Origin of the sequence: Pararhizobium arenae, from assembly GCF_001931685.1 — a bacterium.
In the GTDB taxonomy this organism is placed as follows: domain Bacteria; phylum Pseudomonadota; class Alphaproteobacteria; order Rhizobiales; family Rhizobiaceae; genus Pararhizobium; species Pararhizobium arenae.
The window spans coordinates 21,771-39,878 of sequence record NZ_MOOY01000008.1 but is presented as its reverse complement, the minus strand read 5'-3'; the positions used below and the strand labels follow the sequence as shown (position 1 = coordinate 39,878).

At 60.7% G+C, this 18,108-nt stretch carries 17 protein-coding genes, 1 tRNA gene and 1 riboswitch; of the genes, 8 read left to right on the top strand and 10 right to left on the bottom strand.

The genetic code is table 11. The annotated features are described in order from the left end of the window. Positions 1 to 7 precede the first annotated feature (7 nt). Both BLX89_RS17900 and BLX89_RS17895 read left to right on the top strand, forming a co-directional pair. Positions 8 to 808, top strand: coding sequence for a hypothetical protein (locus tag BLX89_RS17900; RefSeq protein WP_075292329.1), 801 nt, complete (start codon positions 8 to 10; stop codon positions 806 to 808). Positions 809 to 887: 79 nt separating this feature from the next. After that, positions 888 to 1,298 (top strand): tellurite resistance TerB family protein, encoded by a 411-nt coding sequence (locus tag BLX89_RS17895; protein ID WP_075292328.1) that lies wholly within the window; start codon positions 888 to 890, stop codon positions 1,296 to 1,298. 16 nt (positions 1,299 to 1,314) lie between these two features. Here the strand turns inward: BLX89_RS17895 and BLX89_RS17890 are convergent, their stop codons facing one another. After that, on the bottom strand, positions 1,315 to 2,208 hold the full coding sequence (locus BLX89_RS17890) for a transporter substrate-binding domain-containing protein (RefSeq protein WP_075292327.1): 894 nt from the start codon (positions 2,206 to 2,208) through the stop codon (positions 1,315 to 1,317). A gap of 99 nt (positions 2,209 to 2,307) precedes the next feature. Between BLX89_RS17890 and BLX89_RS17885 the strand changes: the two genes are divergently transcribed. After that, positions 2,308 to 4,206 (top strand): glycosyltransferase family 2 protein, encoded by a 1,899-nt coding sequence (locus BLX89_RS17885; protein WP_245292859.1) that lies wholly within the window; start codon positions 2,308 to 2,310, stop codon positions 4,204 to 4,206. A 5-nt stretch (positions 4,207 to 4,211) separates the two neighbouring features. Here the strand turns inward: BLX89_RS17885 and BLX89_RS17880 are convergent. The 3 genes from BLX89_RS17880 to BLX89_RS17870 form a co-directional block, all read right to left on the bottom strand. Further along, positions 4,212 to 4,285, bottom strand: a tRNA-Gly gene (locus BLX89_RS17880). A gap of 60 nt (positions 4,286 to 4,345) precedes the next feature. Beyond that, positions 4,346 to 6,550 (bottom strand): calcium-binding protein, encoded by a 2,205-nt coding sequence (locus BLX89_RS25365; RefSeq protein ID WP_075292325.1) that lies wholly within the window; start codon positions 6,548 to 6,550, stop codon positions 4,346 to 4,348. Positions 6,551 to 6,726: 176 nt separating this feature from the next. Next, positions 6,727 to 7,824, bottom strand: a complete 1,098-nt coding sequence (locus BLX89_RS17870) for a 2'-deoxycytidine 5'-triphosphate deaminase (protein WP_075292324.1) — start codon at positions 7,822 to 7,824, stop codon at positions 6,727 to 6,729. 75 nt (positions 7,825 to 7,899) lie between these two features. After that, positions 7,900 to 7,978, top strand: a riboswitch (SAM riboswitch). 43 nt (positions 7,979 to 8,021) lie between these two features. Here BLX89_RS17870 and BLX89_RS17865 point away from each other — a divergent pair. Both BLX89_RS17865 and BLX89_RS17860 read left to right on the top strand, forming a co-directional pair. After that, a complete protein-coding gene (locus BLX89_RS17865) occupies positions 8,022 to 9,206 on the top strand; it encodes an O-succinylhomoserine sulfhydrylase (RefSeq protein ID WP_075292323.1) in 1,185 nt (394 codons plus the stop codon). Between the two features lie 132 nt (positions 9,207 to 9,338). After that, positions 9,339 to 9,695 carry a hypothetical protein gene (locus tag BLX89_RS17860; protein ID WP_075292322.1) on the top strand — a complete coding sequence of 119 codons (357 nt, stop codon included), beginning with the start codon at positions 9,339 to 9,341 and terminating at the stop codon, positions 9,693 to 9,695. 159 nt (positions 9,696 to 9,854) lie between these two features. Here the strand turns inward: BLX89_RS17860 and BLX89_RS25360 are convergent, their stop codons facing one another. After that, the gene (locus BLX89_RS25360) at positions 9,855 to 9,980 is read right to left on the bottom strand and encodes a hypothetical protein (protein ID WP_280950591.1); all 126 of its coding nucleotides are present in this window, start codon (positions 9,978 to 9,980) and stop codon (positions 9,855 to 9,857) included. 130 nt (positions 9,981 to 10,110) lie between these two features. Here BLX89_RS25360 and lhpI point away from each other — a divergent pair, with 130 nt between their 5' ends. From lhpI to BLX89_RS17845, 3 genes are all read left to right on the top strand, one after another. Next, on the top strand, positions 10,111 to 11,829 hold the full coding sequence (lhpI, locus tag BLX89_RS17855) for a cis-3-hydroxy-L-proline dehydratase (protein WP_075292321.1): 1,719 nt from the start codon (positions 10,111 to 10,113) through the stop codon (positions 11,827 to 11,829). A gap of 231 nt (positions 11,830 to 12,060) precedes the next feature. Then, entirely contained in the window at positions 12,061 to 12,594 is a 534-nt protein-coding gene (locus tag BLX89_RS17850) for a lipocalin family protein (protein WP_075292320.1), read from the top strand. A 62-nt stretch (positions 12,595 to 12,656) separates the two neighbouring features. Beyond that, complete coding sequence (locus BLX89_RS17845; RefSeq protein ID WP_245292857.1) at positions 12,657 to 13,334, top strand: SDR family NAD(P)-dependent oxidoreductase; 678 nt, start codon at positions 12,657 to 12,659, stop codon at positions 13,332 to 13,334. Positions 13,335 to 13,377: 43 nt separating this feature from the next. On the opposite strand, the gene BLX89_RS17840 is transcribed toward BLX89_RS17845, so the two are convergent. From BLX89_RS17840 to BLX89_RS17820, 5 genes are read right to left on the bottom strand one after another with little or no spacing between them, the layout of a single operon-like run. Next, positions 13,378 to 13,908, bottom strand: a complete 531-nt coding sequence (locus tag BLX89_RS17840; RefSeq protein WP_075292318.1) for a flavin reductase — start codon at positions 13,906 to 13,908, stop codon at positions 13,378 to 13,380. Positions 13,909 to 13,937: 29 nt separating this feature from the next. Then, the gene (locus BLX89_RS17835; RefSeq protein WP_075292317.1) at positions 13,938 to 15,350 is read right to left on the bottom strand and encodes an amidase; all 1,413 of its coding nucleotides are present in this window, start codon (positions 15,348 to 15,350) and stop codon (positions 13,938 to 13,940) included. Then, complete coding sequence (locus tag BLX89_RS17830) at positions 15,347 to 15,553, bottom strand: hypothetical protein (protein WP_075292316.1); 207 nt, start codon at positions 15,551 to 15,553, stop codon at positions 15,347 to 15,349. The genes BLX89_RS17835 and BLX89_RS17830 overlap by 4 nt, the downstream gene beginning before the upstream one ends. Then, positions 15,553 to 16,551, bottom strand: coding sequence for an ABC transporter permease (locus BLX89_RS17825; RefSeq protein ID WP_075292315.1), 999 nt, complete (start codon positions 16,549 to 16,551; stop codon positions 15,553 to 15,555). Before BLX89_RS17825 ends, BLX89_RS17830 begins: the two co-directional genes overlap by 1 nt. Next, positions 16,548 to 18,098 (bottom strand): sugar ABC transporter ATP-binding protein, encoded by a 1,551-nt coding sequence (locus tag BLX89_RS17820; protein WP_075292314.1) that lies wholly within the window; start codon positions 18,096 to 18,098, stop codon positions 16,548 to 16,550. Before BLX89_RS17820 ends, BLX89_RS17825 begins: the two co-directional genes overlap by 4 nt. Positions 18,099 to 18,108: the final 10 nt, after the last annotated feature.

The following is an 18,108-nucleotide window of genomic DNA, read 5'->3' as shown; positions in this document are numbered from 1 at the left end:
TTCCTGCATGAAGCGACACCTGCTGACATCGGCCGGCGGTATTGGCGCCATTGGCCTTACTGCCCTCATCCTCCTTGCAGGCAATGCCGCCATCCGCGGCGTGGAAGACACGGCAACACCCGAGTTTACGCTCGATACGCCGACGATGGAGGAACTCGCCCCGGACGATGCGCAGCAGGATGACGCGGCGGCCGATCCGGTCCTGCCTGACCCTGAAGGTGGTATCGAAAGTCCGGCTGTCGAGGCGAAACCCTTGCGGAGCATCGAGCCTGACGCCTTTGCGGCTCCGGATACGCAGACGGGAGAACCGCTTGAGCGGGTCGAGGCACGGGCACCGCTGTCTCAGCCTGCATCAAGGCCCGAACCCAAGCCGCAGGTGTTGCGCCATCCGATCGCGATTTCGGCCGGGTCTATCCGTTTCGACAACGGCGTCGTGCAGTTGGAGGGCATCGAACCCCAATCCGCGGATCGCCAGTGTGGCACGGGCGCGGCCATGTGGCCATGCGGCATCGTCGCGCGGACTGCCTTTCGCAACTATTTGAGGGCCCGGGCCCTGACCTGCACCGTGCCGGGGACCACATGGCAGGGCACGGTGAATGCCCGGTGCAGCATCGGCAACGACGATCCGGCACGATGGCTTGCCGACAACGGATGGGCGGAGGCGACGGCAAACTCTCCCCTGTCGAGAAATATCGAGGTGGCCAAGGCCGGAAATCGCGGCTTCTACGGCAACGACCCCCGGCAACAGAAAATCGAACCGGGTGAACGAGCAGAGCCGTTTGACATGGCGCCCGAAACGGCACAATGACGCCGATATTGTCCATCCCCACCATTGCAATCGCCTGACGGGCGACTTACGTGCCAGCCGGTTGAACGGAAAGAGCAAGATGAACACGAGCCTCACGCAGCACGAAGCCCTCATTCATGTCATGGTAATGATGTCGGCCGTCGACAGGGTCATGACCGATGGCGAACTTGAGCGGATCGGGCGGCTGTCACGCTTCCTTCCCGTCTTTGAAGGCTTCGATGACGAGGCTCTCGTGGATATTGCCCGCGACTGCGCCCAGCTGCTTTCCGGCCCGGAAGGACTGGATATCGCGCTGGAGCTGGTCCGCGAAGCCTTGCCGAGCCGCCTCCACGATACGGCTTATGCGCTGGCCGTGGAAATCGCGGCCGCCGACCTGGCGCTGCGGCAGGAAGAAATCAGGCTGCTGCAATTGCTGCGCGACCGGCTGCAACTCGACAAGCTCACCTGTGCCGCGATCGAAAGGGCCGCAATCGCGCGTTTCCGCAGGTAAGGTTTTTGCAAAGCGCTCAATAGATGCCGGTGGGGAAATATCGGGTGTAGATCTCGTTCAGCCGGCCATTGCGGGACAGATCCAGCAGCGCATGATTGATCGCCTGGGTCAGGGCGGTATCGTCCCTGCGATTGAGAATGGCGAGCCCTTCGCCAAGATAGCGCTGGGAAAAATAGGCCCCATCCATAAGGGTGCAGCAACCGGCCGCATCGCTTCCGGCCACCCAGAACGCCAGTTGCACGCCATCTGAAAACACGCCCGCCGCATCGCCTTTCTTCAGCGCATCCAGCATCGCCTGCCTGCTTTCAAAGGGTTTGAACGCCATTTCAGGAAAGAAAGCCCGCGCCATCGCTTCATGGGTCGTTCCGGCGACGACCCCGACCGGCTTGCGGTCGAAAGCCGATAATGTCGTGCCATGACCAACAAGCTTGCGGTTGCCGACGAAGCGGGCGGGCAACGGCATATAAACCCGCGAAAACGAAAACCGCTGTCGCAGTTCCGGCGTGATGCCCAGACCGGCAATCACGGCCTCTCCCTGATCGCCCTCAAGCGCCGTCAGAAGATCCTTGTAGGCGACTGCTTGTATCTGACATTTGTCATCGATCTCGAGGGTACGGCAGATTTCGCGTACGAGATCGACGTGGAAGCCCGACAACCGTCCGGATTGATCGATGAAATTGAAGGGCGGAAAATCGACCGTCGTCAGGAAGCGCAGTCTCGCCAGCCCGCTCAGATCAGGCTTGGCGATCCGTTCGCGCGCGTCGAAAAGCAGCGGCATGCCGGCCGGCGTATTGCCTGCCCCATCCGTCGAAGCCGGCAACGATTGCGCTCGCGCAAAAGATGCAACCAAAAACACGCAAAGAGCGAAAATCCCATAAAATTTTAAGGATGCGAAACGGGCATGCCGCATTCATATTCTTCCCGGGGTCACAATCCACAACGACATAAAACGCGCCGGGTCCGGCCACGGGGGTTCATGCGCTTCGCAGAATATCCGGACAATTCGAGAATGGCTACCGCAAAGCGCGAGGATACGCTTGCGGTGGAAAAGCCGGGCGTGGAAAGGCGCTACTCAGCCGCCCTCATGGCGGAAGGCCGGCTGCTGCTGAAGATGGGTATCGGCAAGCCGACCATCGCCAAAGCCCTGCGTCACGCCGTGGCGAACAACACCTCGATCGAAGACGAGCTTTTGGCGAACAACCTTGTCGATGAAACGACGTATTTCGAGGCGCTCGCGGAGGAATTGGGGCTTGCCTTCCTGCAGCGGATCGACGGGACGCATGTCCACGACCTGCCAGGTCTGGACGCACAGCTCAGCCGACCGGAAGTGCTTCTGCTGCAACCACCGCTGGCTCGCCCTGTGCGGGCAATAGCTCCGAAAATTTCGCAGGTAGCTGGCCTGAAAAACCGATTGGAGCAAAGCCCGACGCTTCGCTCCCGGCTGGTCGTCACGTTACCCTCCGAAATCAAGCGCGCAGCCTGGCAGAGCGGGCGCCTGCGCCGTGTTGTCGAAACAACCCGCAGGCTTTCCGATCACATGCCGCTTTACAGCGCCCGCGTCACATTCTGGGGCAGACAAGGGTTTTACGGCGGCTTGCTGGCCGCAGGCCTGATCGCCTGCTTGCTTACGATGCCGATTTTGACGTTTATCGCTGTCCACATCCTCGTAACCTTGCTGTTTCTGGCGAATTTCGGTCTTCGTTTTGTGGCCCTCCTGTCGGCACAGGCGCGCGAACGGCGCCATCGATTTCGACGCCCGAGAAGCCCGCTGAAGGAGACGCCGCTGCCGATCTATTCCGTTCTGGTTGCGCTCTACCGGGAAGAGAGCGTCGTTCCACAACTGATCGCGGCCCTTGACCGTCTCGACTGGCCGCGATCCCGGCTGGATATCAAGCTGATCTGCGAGGACGATGACGAGGGCACGATAAGGCTCCTCGAAACGCTGAAACTGCCGGCCGAGTACGAAATCATCCGGGTTCCGGTACGCAACCCCAGGACAAAGCCGAAAGCCTTGACCTACGCCCTCAATGGAGCGCGCGGGAGCCTGCTCACGGTCTACGATGCCGAGGATCGTCCGTCTCCAGGGCAGTTGAAGCAGGCACACGCCGCCTTCTGCCGCATGAGCAGCCGCACGGTCTGCCTCCAGGCGCCTTTATCCATCACCAATGGCGAGCAATCCTGGTTGAGCGGCCTCTTTTCATTGGAGTACGCCGCCCTGTTTCGCGGCCTTCTGCCGATGCTTTCGGCAGCACGATTACCCCTGCCGCTGGGCGGCACGTCCAATCACTTCAGGACGGCGGCCTTGAAACAGGTCGGCGGCTGGGATCCCTACAATGTCACCGAGGATGCCGATCTCGGCATGCGCCTCTACCGTATGGGATATCGCTCCCGCGTTATCTCTATGCCCACCCTGGAGGATGCCCCGACCGATTTTGACGTCTGGTTGAAACAGCGCACGCGCTGGTACAAAGGTTGGCTGCAGACCTGGCTGGTACAGATGCGCAAACCTCGACGACTGCTGAGGGAACTTGGCTGGAGCGGCTTCCTCACCTTTCAGGTGCTGATTGGCGGCATGCTGCTCTCGTCGCTCTGCCACCCCGCCGTGATTGCCTTTGCCATCTATCTCGGCTGGCTGATGATGCAGGACGACAGCCATACGGTGGGCGCACTCTCCTTCTGGCTTTTCATTGCCGATATCATCAACATCTTCGGCAGTTACGTGATCTTCATCGCCCTTGGCCGTGTCCGGATGGAAGACAGAGAACGTCGCGCCGTCGGCTGGCGCTGGGTCCTAACCCCGGTCTACTGGCTCGCCCTCTCCTTCGCAGCGTGGCGAGCGATCCTGGAATTGCGCTTCAAGCCGTTCGTCTGGAACAAGACGCCGCACAAGCCTGCCAGAAATTTGTGAAAGAGTGGAGCGGGTAGCGGGAATCGAACCCGCGCGATCAGCTTGGGAAGCTGACAAGCTACCATTACATCATACCCGCGACAGGGCGGAGGTTTCCATTATGCGCGGCCGGGTGTCAAGGCAAAACACGTCCTGTAGGTCAGATGTAGAACTCCACAGCGAGTTGATTGGCGGTGATCGTCGGTGCTCCCTCCAGCAAGGCAATTGACACTATACCGCCAGCCGTCGAGCCATTCTTGTCCAGTTTGAGACCGCCAGTACCGGGATCGTACAGAAACTGTGCCAGGCCCGGGCGTGAGCCCTCGTCGGCATCACCGACGATCAGCTTGGTCGAATTGAATGTCAGATCGAGGCCTGTGTTTTCAAGCTGCTCGTAGATGATCATGTCGGCACTGGTAAAATCCTTGATCACCATGCTTCCGGCCATTTCGTAGGTGAACACCTGATCGGAGCCCTTCCCCAGCGTGATGAAGTCGCTGCCGGAATTGCGAATGATGTCGTCTCCGTCGCCACCGTTGAGCCGGTCGGAATAGGCCGACCCTGAGAGGTAGTCATTCCCACCGCGGCCGAAAATCGATCCTCCGTCCCCTTTGCTGTCGACGAGCGGCCCGCCCGTGGTCGGCGTAACTCCCAGCTGTAGCCTGTCGTCGCCGGATGTGCCGGAAAGCGATGAGCCTGGCTTCAGGCCGAAAAGAAAGACATCGACATTTTCAAACTGTCCCGCCGAGGTCGTGTCCATGCCGAATTGCAGCGCCTTGCTTCCGGTCACCTGGGCAAAATCGAGCTTGAGCAGCGGCGGTTCGCCCTTGTCAGAAAGGCGAGACTGGATCACCATCGTATCCATCCCGCTTCCACCGAGGGCAGTATCGCCCGTATCGATCACGACGCGATCGTTGCCCGCACCCGCGTCAACCGTATCTTTCGTCGTTTCGGCATAAAGATCGTAGTTATCCAGCCCGGCGACGCCCGTGCGAATAAAGTCGTTGCCCTTTCCGCCGATCAGCTTATCGCTGCCATACCCCCCGATCAGGCGGTCATCGCCATCGCCGCCATCGAGTGTGTCGTTGCCGTATCCGCCAAACAACAGGTCGCGGCCGCCCAGCCCCTTGAGCGTGTCGTTGCCGAGATTGCCAAAGAACTTGTTGGCAGCCGCCGTGCCGGTCACCGTATCGTTGCCGCTGGTGCCGGATTTCAACGTCGCGGCCGACGTGTCCGAGCTGATTTGTCCCGCAAGGCGCGGCAAGGTAAGGTAAGCGTCGGCCACCAGATTGGCAGCCGTCAGCACCGGCTTGGTGGTCAACGTGGCGATGTGGTAGATGCCGCCCTCAAGCTTGCCGTTCTTGTCGAAGGACAGTTTTCCGGTATCGGTCTCATACAGAAACTGACCGCCGGTTGCCGAGCTCGCGACAGGATTTTTGTTCGCAACAAGGGTGATCTTGTCGGTGGGCATCATCGTCGGACCAAGGGACCGCAGATTGAGCAGGAGAACATCCTGCTTCGGATTGAAATCGGTGATGTTGTCCGGGGTCGTTCCCCCTCCGCCGAGTGGATCGGTAGGGGTTATCTGCGTGATGAAAATATCCGCGCCCGTGCCTCCCTTGACGCTGTCGGTGCCAAGCCCGCTGCTGATCTCGTCATCGCCTGCACCACCATCGATCTTGTCGTCCTTGCTGAAGGAGCCGGTAATAACGTCATCGCCGCTGCCACCGTTGATCGTGACGCCGTACCGATAGGATTGCGGACCGACTTGCACGGCAGTGATGGCGGAAGCGCTCAGAACATCGTCCCCGGAACTGCCGATAATTTTCGACCCCGCAGAGATGAAGGACACACTTACCTCGACGCGCTCGAACTGCAGCGCCCGAGTGGTTCCCCATCCGAGAGATACCGCCGTGCTACCCCCGACCTTGGAAAAATCCAGCGTCAGGAGGACTTCCACTTTGGGAAGGACGGACCAGAAGAGCGTATCATAACCGCCGGCTCCACCATCGGCCTTGTCGTTCCTGCCGATATAAACCTTGTCGTTGCCGGCACCGGCGGTCAATGTGTCGCTGCTGCTATCGTCCCAGCTGCCTGCACTCGTCTGGGAAAAGAGTGCGACACTGCTGCCGTTGTAGAGCGTATCGTTGCCGTTGCCGCCTAAGATCGTATCGCTTCCTTCCCCACCCAGAAGCAGATCATTGCCATCGCCGCCATTGAGCTGGTCGTTGCCGAAACCGCCTGAGAGCAGGTCATTGCCGATTAGGCCTGTCAGAACGTCGTTCCCGCCCTGACCGAGCAGCGTGTCCGCGGCCCCCGTTCCAAGAAGACGATCGACAGAAGTCCATCCGAACTTGAATACCATTTCCAGCCCCCGCCGGCGAACTGCCGCCCATCCTACCGTTGATTAACGATTGGTAAAATGAGGCTACCGGACGGTTTTTACGCCCTCAACCCCCTATTCAGAGGGGGCAGAAATATGGGGCGAACGGCTTGTGACACGCACTCCGGGACGGTGATCATTGCGGCACGGGGCCTGATCTACTCAGACCGAAAATGCTTGGAGAGTTTCAGGCCCTGAGCCTGATAATTCGACGTGCCAAGCAGGCCGTAAAGGCCTTCGGGCCGCTCCATCATGTGCTCATAGACCAGCCGGCCGACGATCTGCCCGTGTTCCAGAATGAAAGGAACCTCATGGCTCCTGACTTCGAGAACCGCGCGGCTGCCGGTGCCGCCGGCAGAGGCGTGGCCGAAACCGGGGTCGAAGAAACCCGCGTAATGCACCCGGAACTCGCCGACCAGGGGATCGAACGGCGTCATCTCGGCGGCGTAGAGCGGCGGCACATGAACCGCTTCCCGCGAGACCAGAATATAGAATTCATCCGGATCGAGGATCAGTTCGTCGCGGCCACGGCTGTAGAGCGGCTCCCAGAAATCGAAAATGCCGTGTTCGGCCTTCTTGTCGACATCGACGACCGCCGTATGGTGCTTGCCGCGGTACCCGATGAGACCGTCGGCCCCCGTGCCCTTGAGGTCGATCGACAGCGCGATCCCGCCTCCCGAAACATTGGGCGTTTCGCTGGCGACGAGCACATCGCTCTCGTGCAGCGCCATCACTTCAGCTTCTGTCAGAAGCGCGTGGCCGATGCGGAAGCGTATCTGCGAGAGGCGCGAGCCGCGGCGCACGATGACCGGGAACGTGCGCGGGCTGATCTCGAGATAGAGCGGCCCCCGGTAACCAGCGGGGATCTTGTCGAATTCCTGGGCGCGGTCTGTGATGACGCGGGTGAAGATATCGAGACGGCCGGTAGAGCTCTTCGGGTTGGCGGATGCCGACATGATCGCCGGCAGATCGAGGCTCTCCATCAGCGGCACGATGTAGACGCAGCCCGTTTCCAGCACAGCGCCTTCGGTCAGGTCAATGACATGCAGCTTCAGCCGGTCCAGCTTGTCGGCAACCAGATGGCCGGGGCCTGGCATGAAGCTCGCCCGCACACGGAAAGCCCTGGACCCCAGACGCAGGTCGAGACTGGCCGGTTGGATCTGATCGACATCCAGCTCAGCCTCGCTTGCAAGGCGCCCCTCTTCGAAGAGAGCGGCGATCGCCCGATCCGCCAATATTCCAGTTTCGCGCGCCATAGACATTCCATCAGGTTTCCCTTCAGAGAAACCAAAACTCAGGAATTGACGCAAGTCGGGAACGGCAGTATTGCAATTTTATCCCGTGGTGATTTGGCCGGTCGGCTTGCAGCCACGTTAAACAAGTAGCTAAAAAGGCCGGGTTTCGAACCGGCCTGCTTTTGCGGCCGGTTTTTTTGTTTTGAAAGAGACAGACGATGAGCAAGAACTGGCGCCCGGCAACGCAGCTCGTACATGGCGGAACCACCCGCTCCAACCATGGTGAAACCTCCGAAGCGATCTTCCTCACCCAGGGCTTCGTCTATGACTCCTCCGAGGCCGCCGAGGCGCGCTTCAAGGGCGAGACCGACGGCTTCATCTATGCGCGTTACGGCAGCCCGACCAACGATATGTTCGAAAAGCGCATGTGCCTGCTGGAAGGCGCCGAGGATGCCCGTGCTACTGCATCGGGCATGGCCGCGGTCACCGCCGCCATCCTCTGCCAGGTCAAGGCCGGCGATCATATTGTCGCCGCCCGCGCGCTGTTTGGCTCCTGCCGCTACGTGGTCGAAACGCTGGCGCCCCGCTACGGCGTCGAATGCACCCTGGTCGATGGCCGTGATCTCAAGAACTGGGAAGCCGCCGTCCGTCCGAACACCAAGGTCTTTTTCCTGGAAAGCCCGACCAATCCGACACTCGAGGTCGTGGATATCGAAGGCGTCGCCAAGATCGCCAATGCAATCGGTGCGACCGTCGTCGTCGACAATGTCTTTGCCACTCCCCTCTTCCAGAAGCCACTGGAGCTTGGCGCGCATGTCGTCGTCTATTCCGCAACCAAGCATATCGACGGTCAGGGTCGCTGCCTTGGCGGCGTCGTTTTGTCGAGCAAGGACTGGATCAATGAAAACCTGCACGACTATTTCCGCCACACCGGTCCGGCACTGTCCCCGTTCAATGCGTGGACGCTGCTGAAGGGCATCGAGACGCTGCCGTTGCGCGTTCGCCAGCAGACGGAGAACGCCGCCCGCATCGCCGATTTCCTCTCCGAGCAGCCTCAGGTCGCCAAGGTGATCTATCCCGGCCGCAAGGATCATCCGCAGGCGGACATCATCGCCCGCCAGATGACCGGTGGCTCGACGCTCGTCTGCTTTGAACTGAAGGGCGGCAAGGAAGCGGCGTTTGCGTTGCAGAACGCGCTCGATGTCGTCGTGATCTCCAACAATCTTGGCGATTCCAAGAGCCTGATCACGCACCCCGCGACAACGACGCACAAGAACCTCTCGGACGAGGCCCGCACCGAACTCGGCATTTCGCCCGGCACCGTGCGCTTCTCCGCCGGTATCGAGGATGGCGCCGATCTTCTGGATGACTTCGCCCGGGCGCTGCGCTCCGTCAAAGCCTGATCCGTTCCTTCACAGCCTTGCCGAACGCCCGCCTTTCCCGGCGGGCGTTTTTCGTTTCCGGCGAGCGCAAGGGGGAACCAAGCGTACCATCTCCCGTTTCTCCCACAGATATATCTATAACAGGAGATCTCCATGCAGGTGGTTGGCACACAGGTTATTCCGGAACAGGGCGGTAAAGCAGGGTTCACAGTCGAGTTCGTCGGCGACCATGGAGAGGTGGTCTCCGTGACGCTGCCAAACGATGCGGAAGAAAACCTCAACCGGCTGAACGCGATTGAAAAGGCGAAGTCCGTCCTGAAGGACGCTGCAGGCTCCGCAGGAGACAGCGAAACGGACGCCGAGACATTCAGGACGTTGCGTAGCGCTCGCGCGGCCGGCGACACGGCGACGATGGAGGAGCAGCTTGACGAAGGATTGGAAGGCACGTTTCCGGCCAGCGATCCCGTTTCGATCACCACGTCGGCCATTCCCACGGATCGGCGCCAGTAACGGCGCTCGGTTTACGGTAAGCGGGTTGCATATTGACCAGTTACCGACAAACTCGTCAGGCTCGTTGAATTCGAACGCTCCGGGCAAATTTAAGGCCCCATCCCTTCGCGGTTGGGGCCTTTCTCATGCCAGGGATCATACCAAAACCTGCGAACTCGGTCAGAGCGTGGTCGCCGCATTCTCCGGCGTTGCCATCGGCACGTCGTTGGCGAGCGTATTGTTCGCATATTTGACGGCGAGGATGCTCAGGACCGAACCGAGCAGGACTATAAAAATCGAACGCATGTTGCATATCCTGTTGCTTCGTCAATCAAACGCTCAAGCACCTGCGAAGTTCCTGAAATAAGATCGACGGGGCGGCTTAACATCGGGAGGTGACAATGGCCTGCAGAGGGGTCATGATCTGTTACGCCGCATGCTCGCATGCCCTATCGAACCCAAGGGCTCACCTTTGACAGCTTCTCAAACAGTGTTGCCGGGTTCGGCGACGGGACCGGTCATAAACTCCGCGGAGGGTCTGAGTTTCTGGGGCGGGGTCGATCCCGAAACGGGCGGCGTCATCGATGTGCATCACCCTTTGCACGGTGTTTGCCTGTCGGGCAGCATTCTGTTCATGCCGACCAGCCGCGGTTCCTGTTCGGGCTCGGGTGTGCTGCTCGACCTGATCCTCACGGGACGGGCGCCCGCAGCCCTTGTCTTCCGTGAAGCAGAAGACGTCTTGACGCTTGGCGCCCTCGTGGCAATGGAAATGTTCGGCAAGAACCTTCCGGTCATCCGGCTGGCACAGCGCGATTTCGAGATGCTTTCGGCAGCGGGCACGATTACCATCACCACCAAGGCGATCACGTCGGGCACGATCAACCTTCCGCTGTTGCCGCCTGGCGTCAACAGCCTGAGCCTGACGGATCAGGATCGGGCGATGCTCGCGGGACAAGAGGGCAAGGCGGTCGCTCAGGCGATGCGGATCATCTGCGCCATGGCCGCTCAACAGGGCGCGACGTCCCTGATCGATGTCACCCAGGGGCATATCGATGGCTGCATCTATGCAAGCCCGGCCAACCTGACGTTCGCCGAAGCCATGGCGGCAAACGGCGCGCGGGTGCGTATTCCCACGACCATGAACGCCATTTCGGTGGATTATGGCAACTGGCAGCAGCAAGGGGTCGCGCCAAGCTTTGGCGCACCGGCAGCGCGGCTTGCGGATGCCTATGTGCGCATGGGCTGTCGCCCGACCTTTACGTGTTCGCCCTATCTGCTCGACAGCGCCCCGCACCAGGGCGATGCCATCGCCTGGGCGGAATCGAATGCCGTGGTTTTTGCAAACAGCGTCCTGGGGGCCCGAACGGCAAAACATCCTGATTTTCTCGATCTCTGCATAGCACTGACCGGCCGCGCACCGCGGACCGGCGTCTATCTCGATGAAAACCGTGTGGCGACACGGATTATAAAGATCGAAATGCCGGATGCCATCGACGATGCTTTTTGGCCGCTGCTCGGCTACCTCGCCGGCAAGGCTGCGCCGGATCGGATCGGCATTATCGTCGGCCTTTGCGGCAATCCGCCCTCGCGCACCGATCTGAAGGCCCTGTGCGCCGCATTCGGCACCACATCCGCAGCGCCGATGCTGCATATCGAGGGCGTCACACCCGAAGCCGCAACAGCGATTGCACCTGACGCCGATACGGTGACAATTTCGCGGGATGACATGATTTCAGCCTGGAATATCCTCAACGACGGACCCGAAGACATCCAGCTCGTCGCCATCGGCAGTCCTCACGCATCGCTTGAAGAGTGCTGCTTGCTTGCTAATGCCCTTGATGGCCGGCAGCTTCATCCTGACGTCGGGCTTATCGTAACGGCCGGTCAGCACATCATCGACGAAGCTCGTAAAGACGGTACGCTCGCTCGCCTCCATACGTCCGGCGTTCAGGTTCTTCCCGATCTGTGCTGGTGCTCGATTTCCGAGCCCGTCTTTCCGACACGCACCCGTTCCGTCATGACGAACTCAGCGAAATACGCACATTACGGACCAGGCCTGTCCGGCCGCACAGTTCGTTTCGGCAACATTGCTGCCTGCGCCGAAGCGGCCTTGACTGGAAGGGCCGAGACCGGATTGCCCTTATGGCTCTCATGACCCGAGACATTTGGTTCTGGCTGGCGGAATCGAAAGGCTCGTTTGGATCAAGGCTGTAACGCCAATTTGTCATCAGAACGCCAGTTCTGCGAAAATCTCGCATTTTCTTCGACATCGCGAAACCGATCGGTTTCCTCCTGCGTATACCCGCAGGATGCTTCACCTTTGGCCTGCGCCGAGAGTTCTTTGCGTGGACCCTGCAGAGGTGACAAAGACTTAGAGGAGATCGCCATGCCGCTACATAGAAGCACACGCCTTCTGCTAGCCCTGATGTTTGCTCTGATAATCGGCGCCGCAAGCGGAGCGCACGCCGCACCGAAAGTCGTCCAGGTTGGACCCGATCATTATACGGGAACCTGGCTGGAGATCGGGCGGACGCCAATGTGGCTCACCGATGGCTGCGTGGCGGGTTACTCGACATACCGGAAGGGCAAGACACCTGACCAGGTTTTGGTCGAGGACGGCTGCCGTGTCGGCACTCCGGAAGGCCGTTTGAAGACCGTCGAAGGTACGGGAAAGATTTTGGACTTCGGTGCGACCAACGCAAAAATGCGTGTGCGATATCCTCTGCTGATCACGTTCAATTACTGGGTTCTCTACAAGTCCCCGGACAAAAGCTGGTTCATCAGTGCCAATCCATCGATGACGGATCTTTGGATATATTCGAGGACGGTGCCTTCGAAGGCACAATTGAGACGGATGGTACGCAAGGCGAGCGAGCTTGGCTACGACGTGCGGAAACTTGAGTTTCCGGAGGCTCGCTAGCAGAGTTAGCGACGCGACAGCGTCGTATCTCGCGATCATCATTCGAAAACGGGAGAGGATCGGTGAAGGCACTGGTGATCGGATCGTCGGGCGGCATCGGCGCAGCCCTTGTTGAGCGTTTGCACGCGGATCCCGGCTTCGAAACAATCGCAACGCTCTCGCGAAGCGAGCACGGCTTCGACATCGGTGACGAAAAGTCGATTGCGGACGCTGCGCAGGCGTTTCGTGTCGAGCATGGCGCGTTCGATCTGATCATCAACGCAGCGGGTGCGCTCGTGATAGACGGCAAATCCCCTGAAAAGACGATCAAGACGCTCGACGCCGACGGTATGATGGCGCAGTTTCGAGTGAACGCCGTTGGTCCAGCGCTTCTGCTCAAACATTTCCACCATCTGCTGCCTCGTCAGACACGCGGCGTATTCGCATCCTTGTCCGCCCGTGTGGGCTCGATCGGCGACAATCGTCTGGGCGGATGGATTTCCTATCGGGCTGCTAAAGCGGCGCAGAACCAGATCGTCAGGACGGCGGCGATCGAGATCGCGCGAACGCATCCGGAGGCAATCGTGCTCACACTTCATCCCGGAACGGTCGCGACCCGGTTGTCACAACCATATTCCAAAGGTCATGAAACCTTTACACCGGACTTTGCGGCGGCAAGCCTTCTCAAGGTCATCGCGAACCTTCAGCCTTCACAAACGGGCGGGTTCTTTTCGTACAGCGGGCAGTCGATCGACTGGTAGCATGACATCTCGCCAGCCGTCATGACACGCCCTCCAACGGTTTCTATGAGACGTGACTGATGCGGTGATAGCCGCGCTGGTAATAGATCAGCGCCTCGCCGGGGCCGCCTTCGTGGATGGCCACCACCCGGCAGAACAGGACCTTGTGGGTACCGACATCGACGCTGTCATTGACGACGCAATCGAAGGAGACCACGGAATCGGTCAGCCGGGGCGCACCCGTCAAACCACGTTCCCAACGTGCGGCGGCAAAGCGTTCCTCGACAGGCGTCTTGCCGCCGAAAAGGCCGGAGAGCTTTTCATGATCGCCGCTCAGCGTGTTGACGCAGAGCGCCTTGTTGGTCTCAAAGGTTTCGAACACGGAACTGGAACGGTTCAGGCAGATCAGCAGGGTCGGCGGCGTGTCCGTGACGCTGCAGACGGCGGAGGCGGCAAAGCCCGCCCTACCGCCCGCTCCGTCCGTCGTGATGATGTTGACCGCAGCCCCCATCTTGGCCATGGCATTGCGAAAATCGGCCTGGCTGAGTTCGTCGGCGATGTCGGTCTCTGCGGTGATGGCGGTCATGGCGTTCATGGATCACTCCTTAGCAAATAACGGCTGCATCATGCGGCCGGGCGGATGGTTTCAAGGGGTTGGAAACGGCCAACGGCCAGCACGGTTTCGAGCTTGCGGGCGACGGAGGCGGCGATGTCCTCGCGCCAGGGCCGCGCTACGATCTGGATCGCAACCGGCAGGCCGTTGCTGTTCTTGACCGGCAGCGTCACGACCGGCAGCCCGAGAAACGAGAACGGCCGGGTAAACACCGTCATGCCCGCCAGCACCGCATTCATGCGCGGACCGGCGCCGACATTCACCTCGGCATCGAGCGGCGCAACGAACGGCATGACGGGAACGACGATCGCATCGCAGGCGGCGAAAGCGACTTGCAGAAACTCCTCCAGCATGCGCGCCCGGATTTGCAACGCCCTGAGATAGATCGGCGCCGGCACGGCAAGCGCCTGCGCAAGGCGCGACTGCAGCTGCGGGCCATAATCGTCAGGCCGCTCCCGCATCCAGTCGAAATGCACCGCCGCCGCCTCGCTCATCGCGACGACATTGGCAAGTTCAGCGATGCCACCGAAGTCGGGCATGTCGATGTCGGAGACCGATGAGACATGCGGACCAAGCGCTGCGATCGTTTCGTCCATTGCAGCGCCGACCTCTGCCGTCAGGCCGTCGAGGAACATGCCGCCACCGAGGCCGATCCGGATCGCGGAGACATCCTCCGAGAGGGGCGAGAGGCCTGCGTCGACACAGGTGCCATCCTTGCCATCTGGGCCGCTGATCACCTTGAGGATCGTGAACGCATCCTCGACCGTGCGGGCAAGGGGGCCAACGCAATCCTGCGAGAAGGACAGCGGCATGACGCCGGTGCGGGGCACGCGGCCTTGCGTGGGCTTGATGCCGACGACACCGCAGCAGGCCGCTGGCAGGCGGATGGAACCGCCTGTATCCGACCCAAGCGCCGCAAGCACCACGCCGCCACCCACCGCGGCACCCGATCCACTCGACGAGCCACCGGTGATGCGGGTGGAATCGATCGGGTTGATCGCGCGACCATGATGGTGGTTGTGGCCCGTCGGGCCCATGGCGAATTCGGACATGTTCAGTCGGCCAATGGAAAACGTGCCGGCCGCCTGAAGACGATCGATGACCGAGGCATTTGCTGTGGCGACGTGACCTGCCCGGATTTTCGAGCCGCAGCCGGTGATCTTGCCTGCGTGGTCGTACATATCCTTGTGCGCCAGCGGCACGCCATGCAGCGATCCGAGCGGCCGCCCTTCGGCAACGGCCGTGTCCGCAGCCCGAGCAGCCATGAGTACCCGGTCCCGGTCGATCTCGATGAAGGCATTGAGGCGGGCATGGGTGGCCTCGGCCCGCTCCAGCGCTGCCAGCGTCAGATCGACGGAGGAGACTTTGCCGCTTCGCACGAGGCTTGCCGCCTCGACAAGCGTTGCCGGATCGAGATCGCTCATTCCGGCACCTCCGCATTCAGGATGGCGTAAAAGCTGTTCGTCTCCAGATGAAACATCCCGCCATCACGACCAAAGGCATGGGGCGCGATCCACGCGGCGTCCCGCGCCATTTCCTGCCCCATGGCCGAGAGTTCCTCTTCGCTTGCCTCGCGGCCGAGATAGGTTCGGGCGAGAAGACCCATGGCTTCGCGTATCTTGTCCATCAGCTGAAATCCTGTGGCTGGCGATTGCGAACAAGCTGGCTGAGCGACACAGCGATCACCAGTGCGCCCCCGTAAAACAGGTTCTGCACATAGGCCTGCGCGCCCAGCATGGTGAGGCCGGTAATGCCGGTGACAAGGAAGTAGACGCTGATGATCGCGCCGAAGGAATTGAAACGGCCGGGCGAGATCGTGGTGGCGCCGAGGAAAGCCGCGGCGAAGGCCGGCAGCAGCAGGTTGAGGCCGGAAAGCGGATCGGCAGAGCCTGTCATGCCGGAATAAAACACACCGGCAAGGGCGGCGATCAGGCCGGAGACTATGAAGGACACCGCCCGCACCTTGTCGACATTGATGCCGTTGAGCCGCGAGACTTCACGACCGCGCCCGACGAACAGAAGCTTGCGGCCAGGGATCGTATATTCGAGCACGTACCAGATCACTGCCGCCAGGATCAGCGCATAAAAGAACGCCAGCGGAATGCCGAAGAGACGGTTGATGATCACCCATTCGACCAGCGTCATCGAGACGCCCGAAATGGTCTGCGACTGGCTGACCCAGAGGATCATGCCATTGACGAAGGTGCCGACGCCCAGCGTCACGATCAGCGAATGAATGCGGAAATAGAGCACGAAGAACGCATTGATCGCTCCGATGACCGCGCCCGAGACCAGCGCCACGATGATCACGGGGCCGATCGACCAGCCATGCTTGACGTTGAGCACCGCGATCAGCATCGAGCTCATGGTGAGGATGGATGCGCCGGAAAGATCGAAGTCGCCTGAGGTCAGCGGAATGATAATCGCCAGCGTCAGCACCACGAGCACCGCCTGCGAGCCGAACATGGTGGAGAAATTGCGCCAGCTCAGAAACGAATCCGGCATCAGGGTGCCGAAGATAACGATCAGCAGCAGCCAGGCCGCGACGAGGGCGAAACGCTCGCCTTCACGCTTGATGTTGAAGGCGGGTCGCGACGCCTTTGCGGGCATATCGATCGTCGTCATTCTGCGGCCTCCGCTTGATGGGTGTCAGAATAGAAGCAGGCTTCTGTGATAGCCTTGCGCGTGATGTCGTCGCCCTTGAGCTCCATGACCGGCCGCCCCTTGGAAAAGACGATGATGCGGTCGCAGATCTGTTCGAGCTGTTCGTTGTCGGTGGAGGCGCAGAGGATGGACGTGCCTTGTGCCGTCGCCCGGTCCAGCGCCTTGAAAATCTGCTGGCGGGCGCCGAAATCGACGCCCTGCGTCGGCTCATCAAGCATCAGCAGCTTCGGCTTGATCTGTAGCCATTTTGCCAGCAGCACCTTCTGCTGGTTGCCGCCCGAGAGCGAACCCAGCATCATTTCCGGACGCGGCGGGCGCACGTCGTAGATTTCGGAAAGCCGCGCGGCCTCCCGCGCCATGCTGCCGCGATCAAGGCCCAGCGGCTTGAGATGCTGTCCGAGCACCGGCAACGTGATGTTGTCGGTGACGGAAAGACTGCCGACACCGGCTGCACCCAGCCGGTCTCCCGGAAGGAAGGCGATCCCCATCATCTGGGCCTTTGCGGGCGTTATCTTCGCCAGATCGACAACCTGCCCACTGAGCGTGATCCGCCCTGCCCCCTTGCGGGCGCCACAGAGCAGGTAAGGCAGGGCCGCGAAGCCGGAGCCGATCAGGCCCGTGACCCCCAGCGTTTCGCCCTCGGCGATATCGAGATCGAACGCCGGGCTTGCGCCATCCGTCACGCCCCGCACAGTGACCGCCGCCGGCCGCGCCTCGGCCTTCCGGGTCTTCACAAAAGCATCGATGCGGCTGCCGACGATCGTATCGAGGATTGTCTGGCGTTCCGAGGTTTTGGTGTCGAGAATATCGACGAGTTCCCCGTCGCGCAGAATGGCGACACGATCGGTGATCTCGCGAACCTCGTCGATATCATGGGTGACGATGACCACGGACGCGCCAGTCTTGACGATCGAGCGGATGAGCGAGAACAGTCGTTTGACATCTTCTGCCGGCAGGAAGGGAGTGGGCTCGTCCAATACGAGAATGCCTTCACCGCCATAGCCTGCATCCGAGGCGCGCAGATCTTCAAAGGCACGAATGATCGCGACAAAGGCGCGTTCCACCGGCGGCAGCTCCGCAATCGTTGCGAAGGGATCGATCGCAAGATCGAACTCGGCAAACAGCCGGGCAACCCGCTGCCCCTCGCTTTTCCAGGAAACGAACCAGGGATTTTTCCGACCAAGGGCCGTGACCCGCATGTTCTCGACCACCGTCAGCGAAGGCACGAGGCCGAGATGCTGGTGGACGAAGGCGACACCGCGCGTCTTGATGTCCATCTGGTTTAAGGGGAGCGGCATCTTCTGCCCCCACAGGATGACTTCGCTGCCCTCTTCGGGCTGGTGAAACCCGGCAAGCACCTTGATCATGGTGGACTTGCCGGATCCGTTCTGGCCAAGGAGCCCGAACACCTCGCCACGCCGGATCGAGAGCGACACGCCCTTCAGCGCATAATGGCTACCGAAGCGCATGCGGATGTTGTTCATCTGAAGCACGGCGTTGTCGGACATGGCGGGCTCC

Coding starts and splice junctions, on each gene's coding strand:
- BLX89_RS17900 (WP_075292329.1), top strand. CDS start 8: ATGAAGCGACACCTGCTGACATCGGCCGGCGGTATTGGCGCCATTGGC.
- BLX89_RS17895 (WP_075292328.1), top strand. CDS start 888: ATGAACACGAGCCTCACGCAGCACGAAGCCCTCATTCATGTCATGGTA.
- BLX89_RS17890 (WP_075292327.1), bottom strand. CDS start 2,208: ATGCGGCATGCCCGTTTCGCATCCTTAAAATTTTATGGGATTTTCGCT.
- BLX89_RS17885 (WP_245292859.1), top strand. CDS start 2,308: ATGGCTACCGCAAAGCGCGAGGATACGCTTGCGGTGGAAAAGCCGGGC.
- BLX89_RS25365 (WP_075292325.1), bottom strand. CDS start 6,550: ATGGTATTCAAGTTCGGATGGACTTCTGTCGATCGTCTTCTTGGAACG.
- BLX89_RS17870 (WP_075292324.1), bottom strand. CDS start 7,824: ATGGCGCGCGAAACTGGAATATTGGCGGATCGGGCGATCGCCGCTCTC.
- BLX89_RS17865 (WP_075292323.1), top strand. CDS start 8,022: ATGAGCAAGAACTGGCGCCCGGCAACGCAGCTCGTACATGGCGGAACC.
- BLX89_RS17860 (WP_075292322.1), top strand. CDS start 9,339: ATGCAGGTGGTTGGCACACAGGTTATTCCGGAACAGGGCGGTAAAGCA.
- BLX89_RS25360 (WP_280950591.1), bottom strand. CDS start 9,980: ATGCGTTCGATTTTTATAGTCCTGCTCGGTTCGGTCCTGAGCATCCTC.
- lhpI (WP_075292321.1), top strand. CDS start 10,111: ATGCTCGCATGCCCTATCGAACCCAAGGGCTCACCTTTGACAGCTTCT.
- BLX89_RS17850 (WP_075292320.1), top strand. CDS start 12,061: ATGCCGCTACATAGAAGCACACGCCTTCTGCTAGCCCTGATGTTTGCT.
- BLX89_RS17840 (WP_075292318.1), bottom strand. CDS start 13,908: ATGAACGCCATGACCGCCATCACCGCAGAGACCGACATCGCCGACGAA.
- BLX89_RS17835 (WP_075292317.1), bottom strand. CDS start 15,350: ATGAGCGATCTCGATCCGGCAACGCTTGTCGAGGCGGCAAGCCTCGTG.
- BLX89_RS17830 (WP_075292316.1), bottom strand. CDS start 15,553: ATGGACAAGATACGCGAAGCCATGGGTCTTCTCGCCCGAACCTATCTC.
- BLX89_RS17825 (WP_075292315.1), bottom strand. CDS start 16,551: ATGACGACGATCGATATGCCCGCAAAGGCGTCGCGACCCGCCTTCAAC.
- BLX89_RS17820 (WP_075292314.1), bottom strand. CDS start 18,098: ATGTCCGACAACGCCGTGCTTCAGATGAACAACATCCGCATGCGCTTC.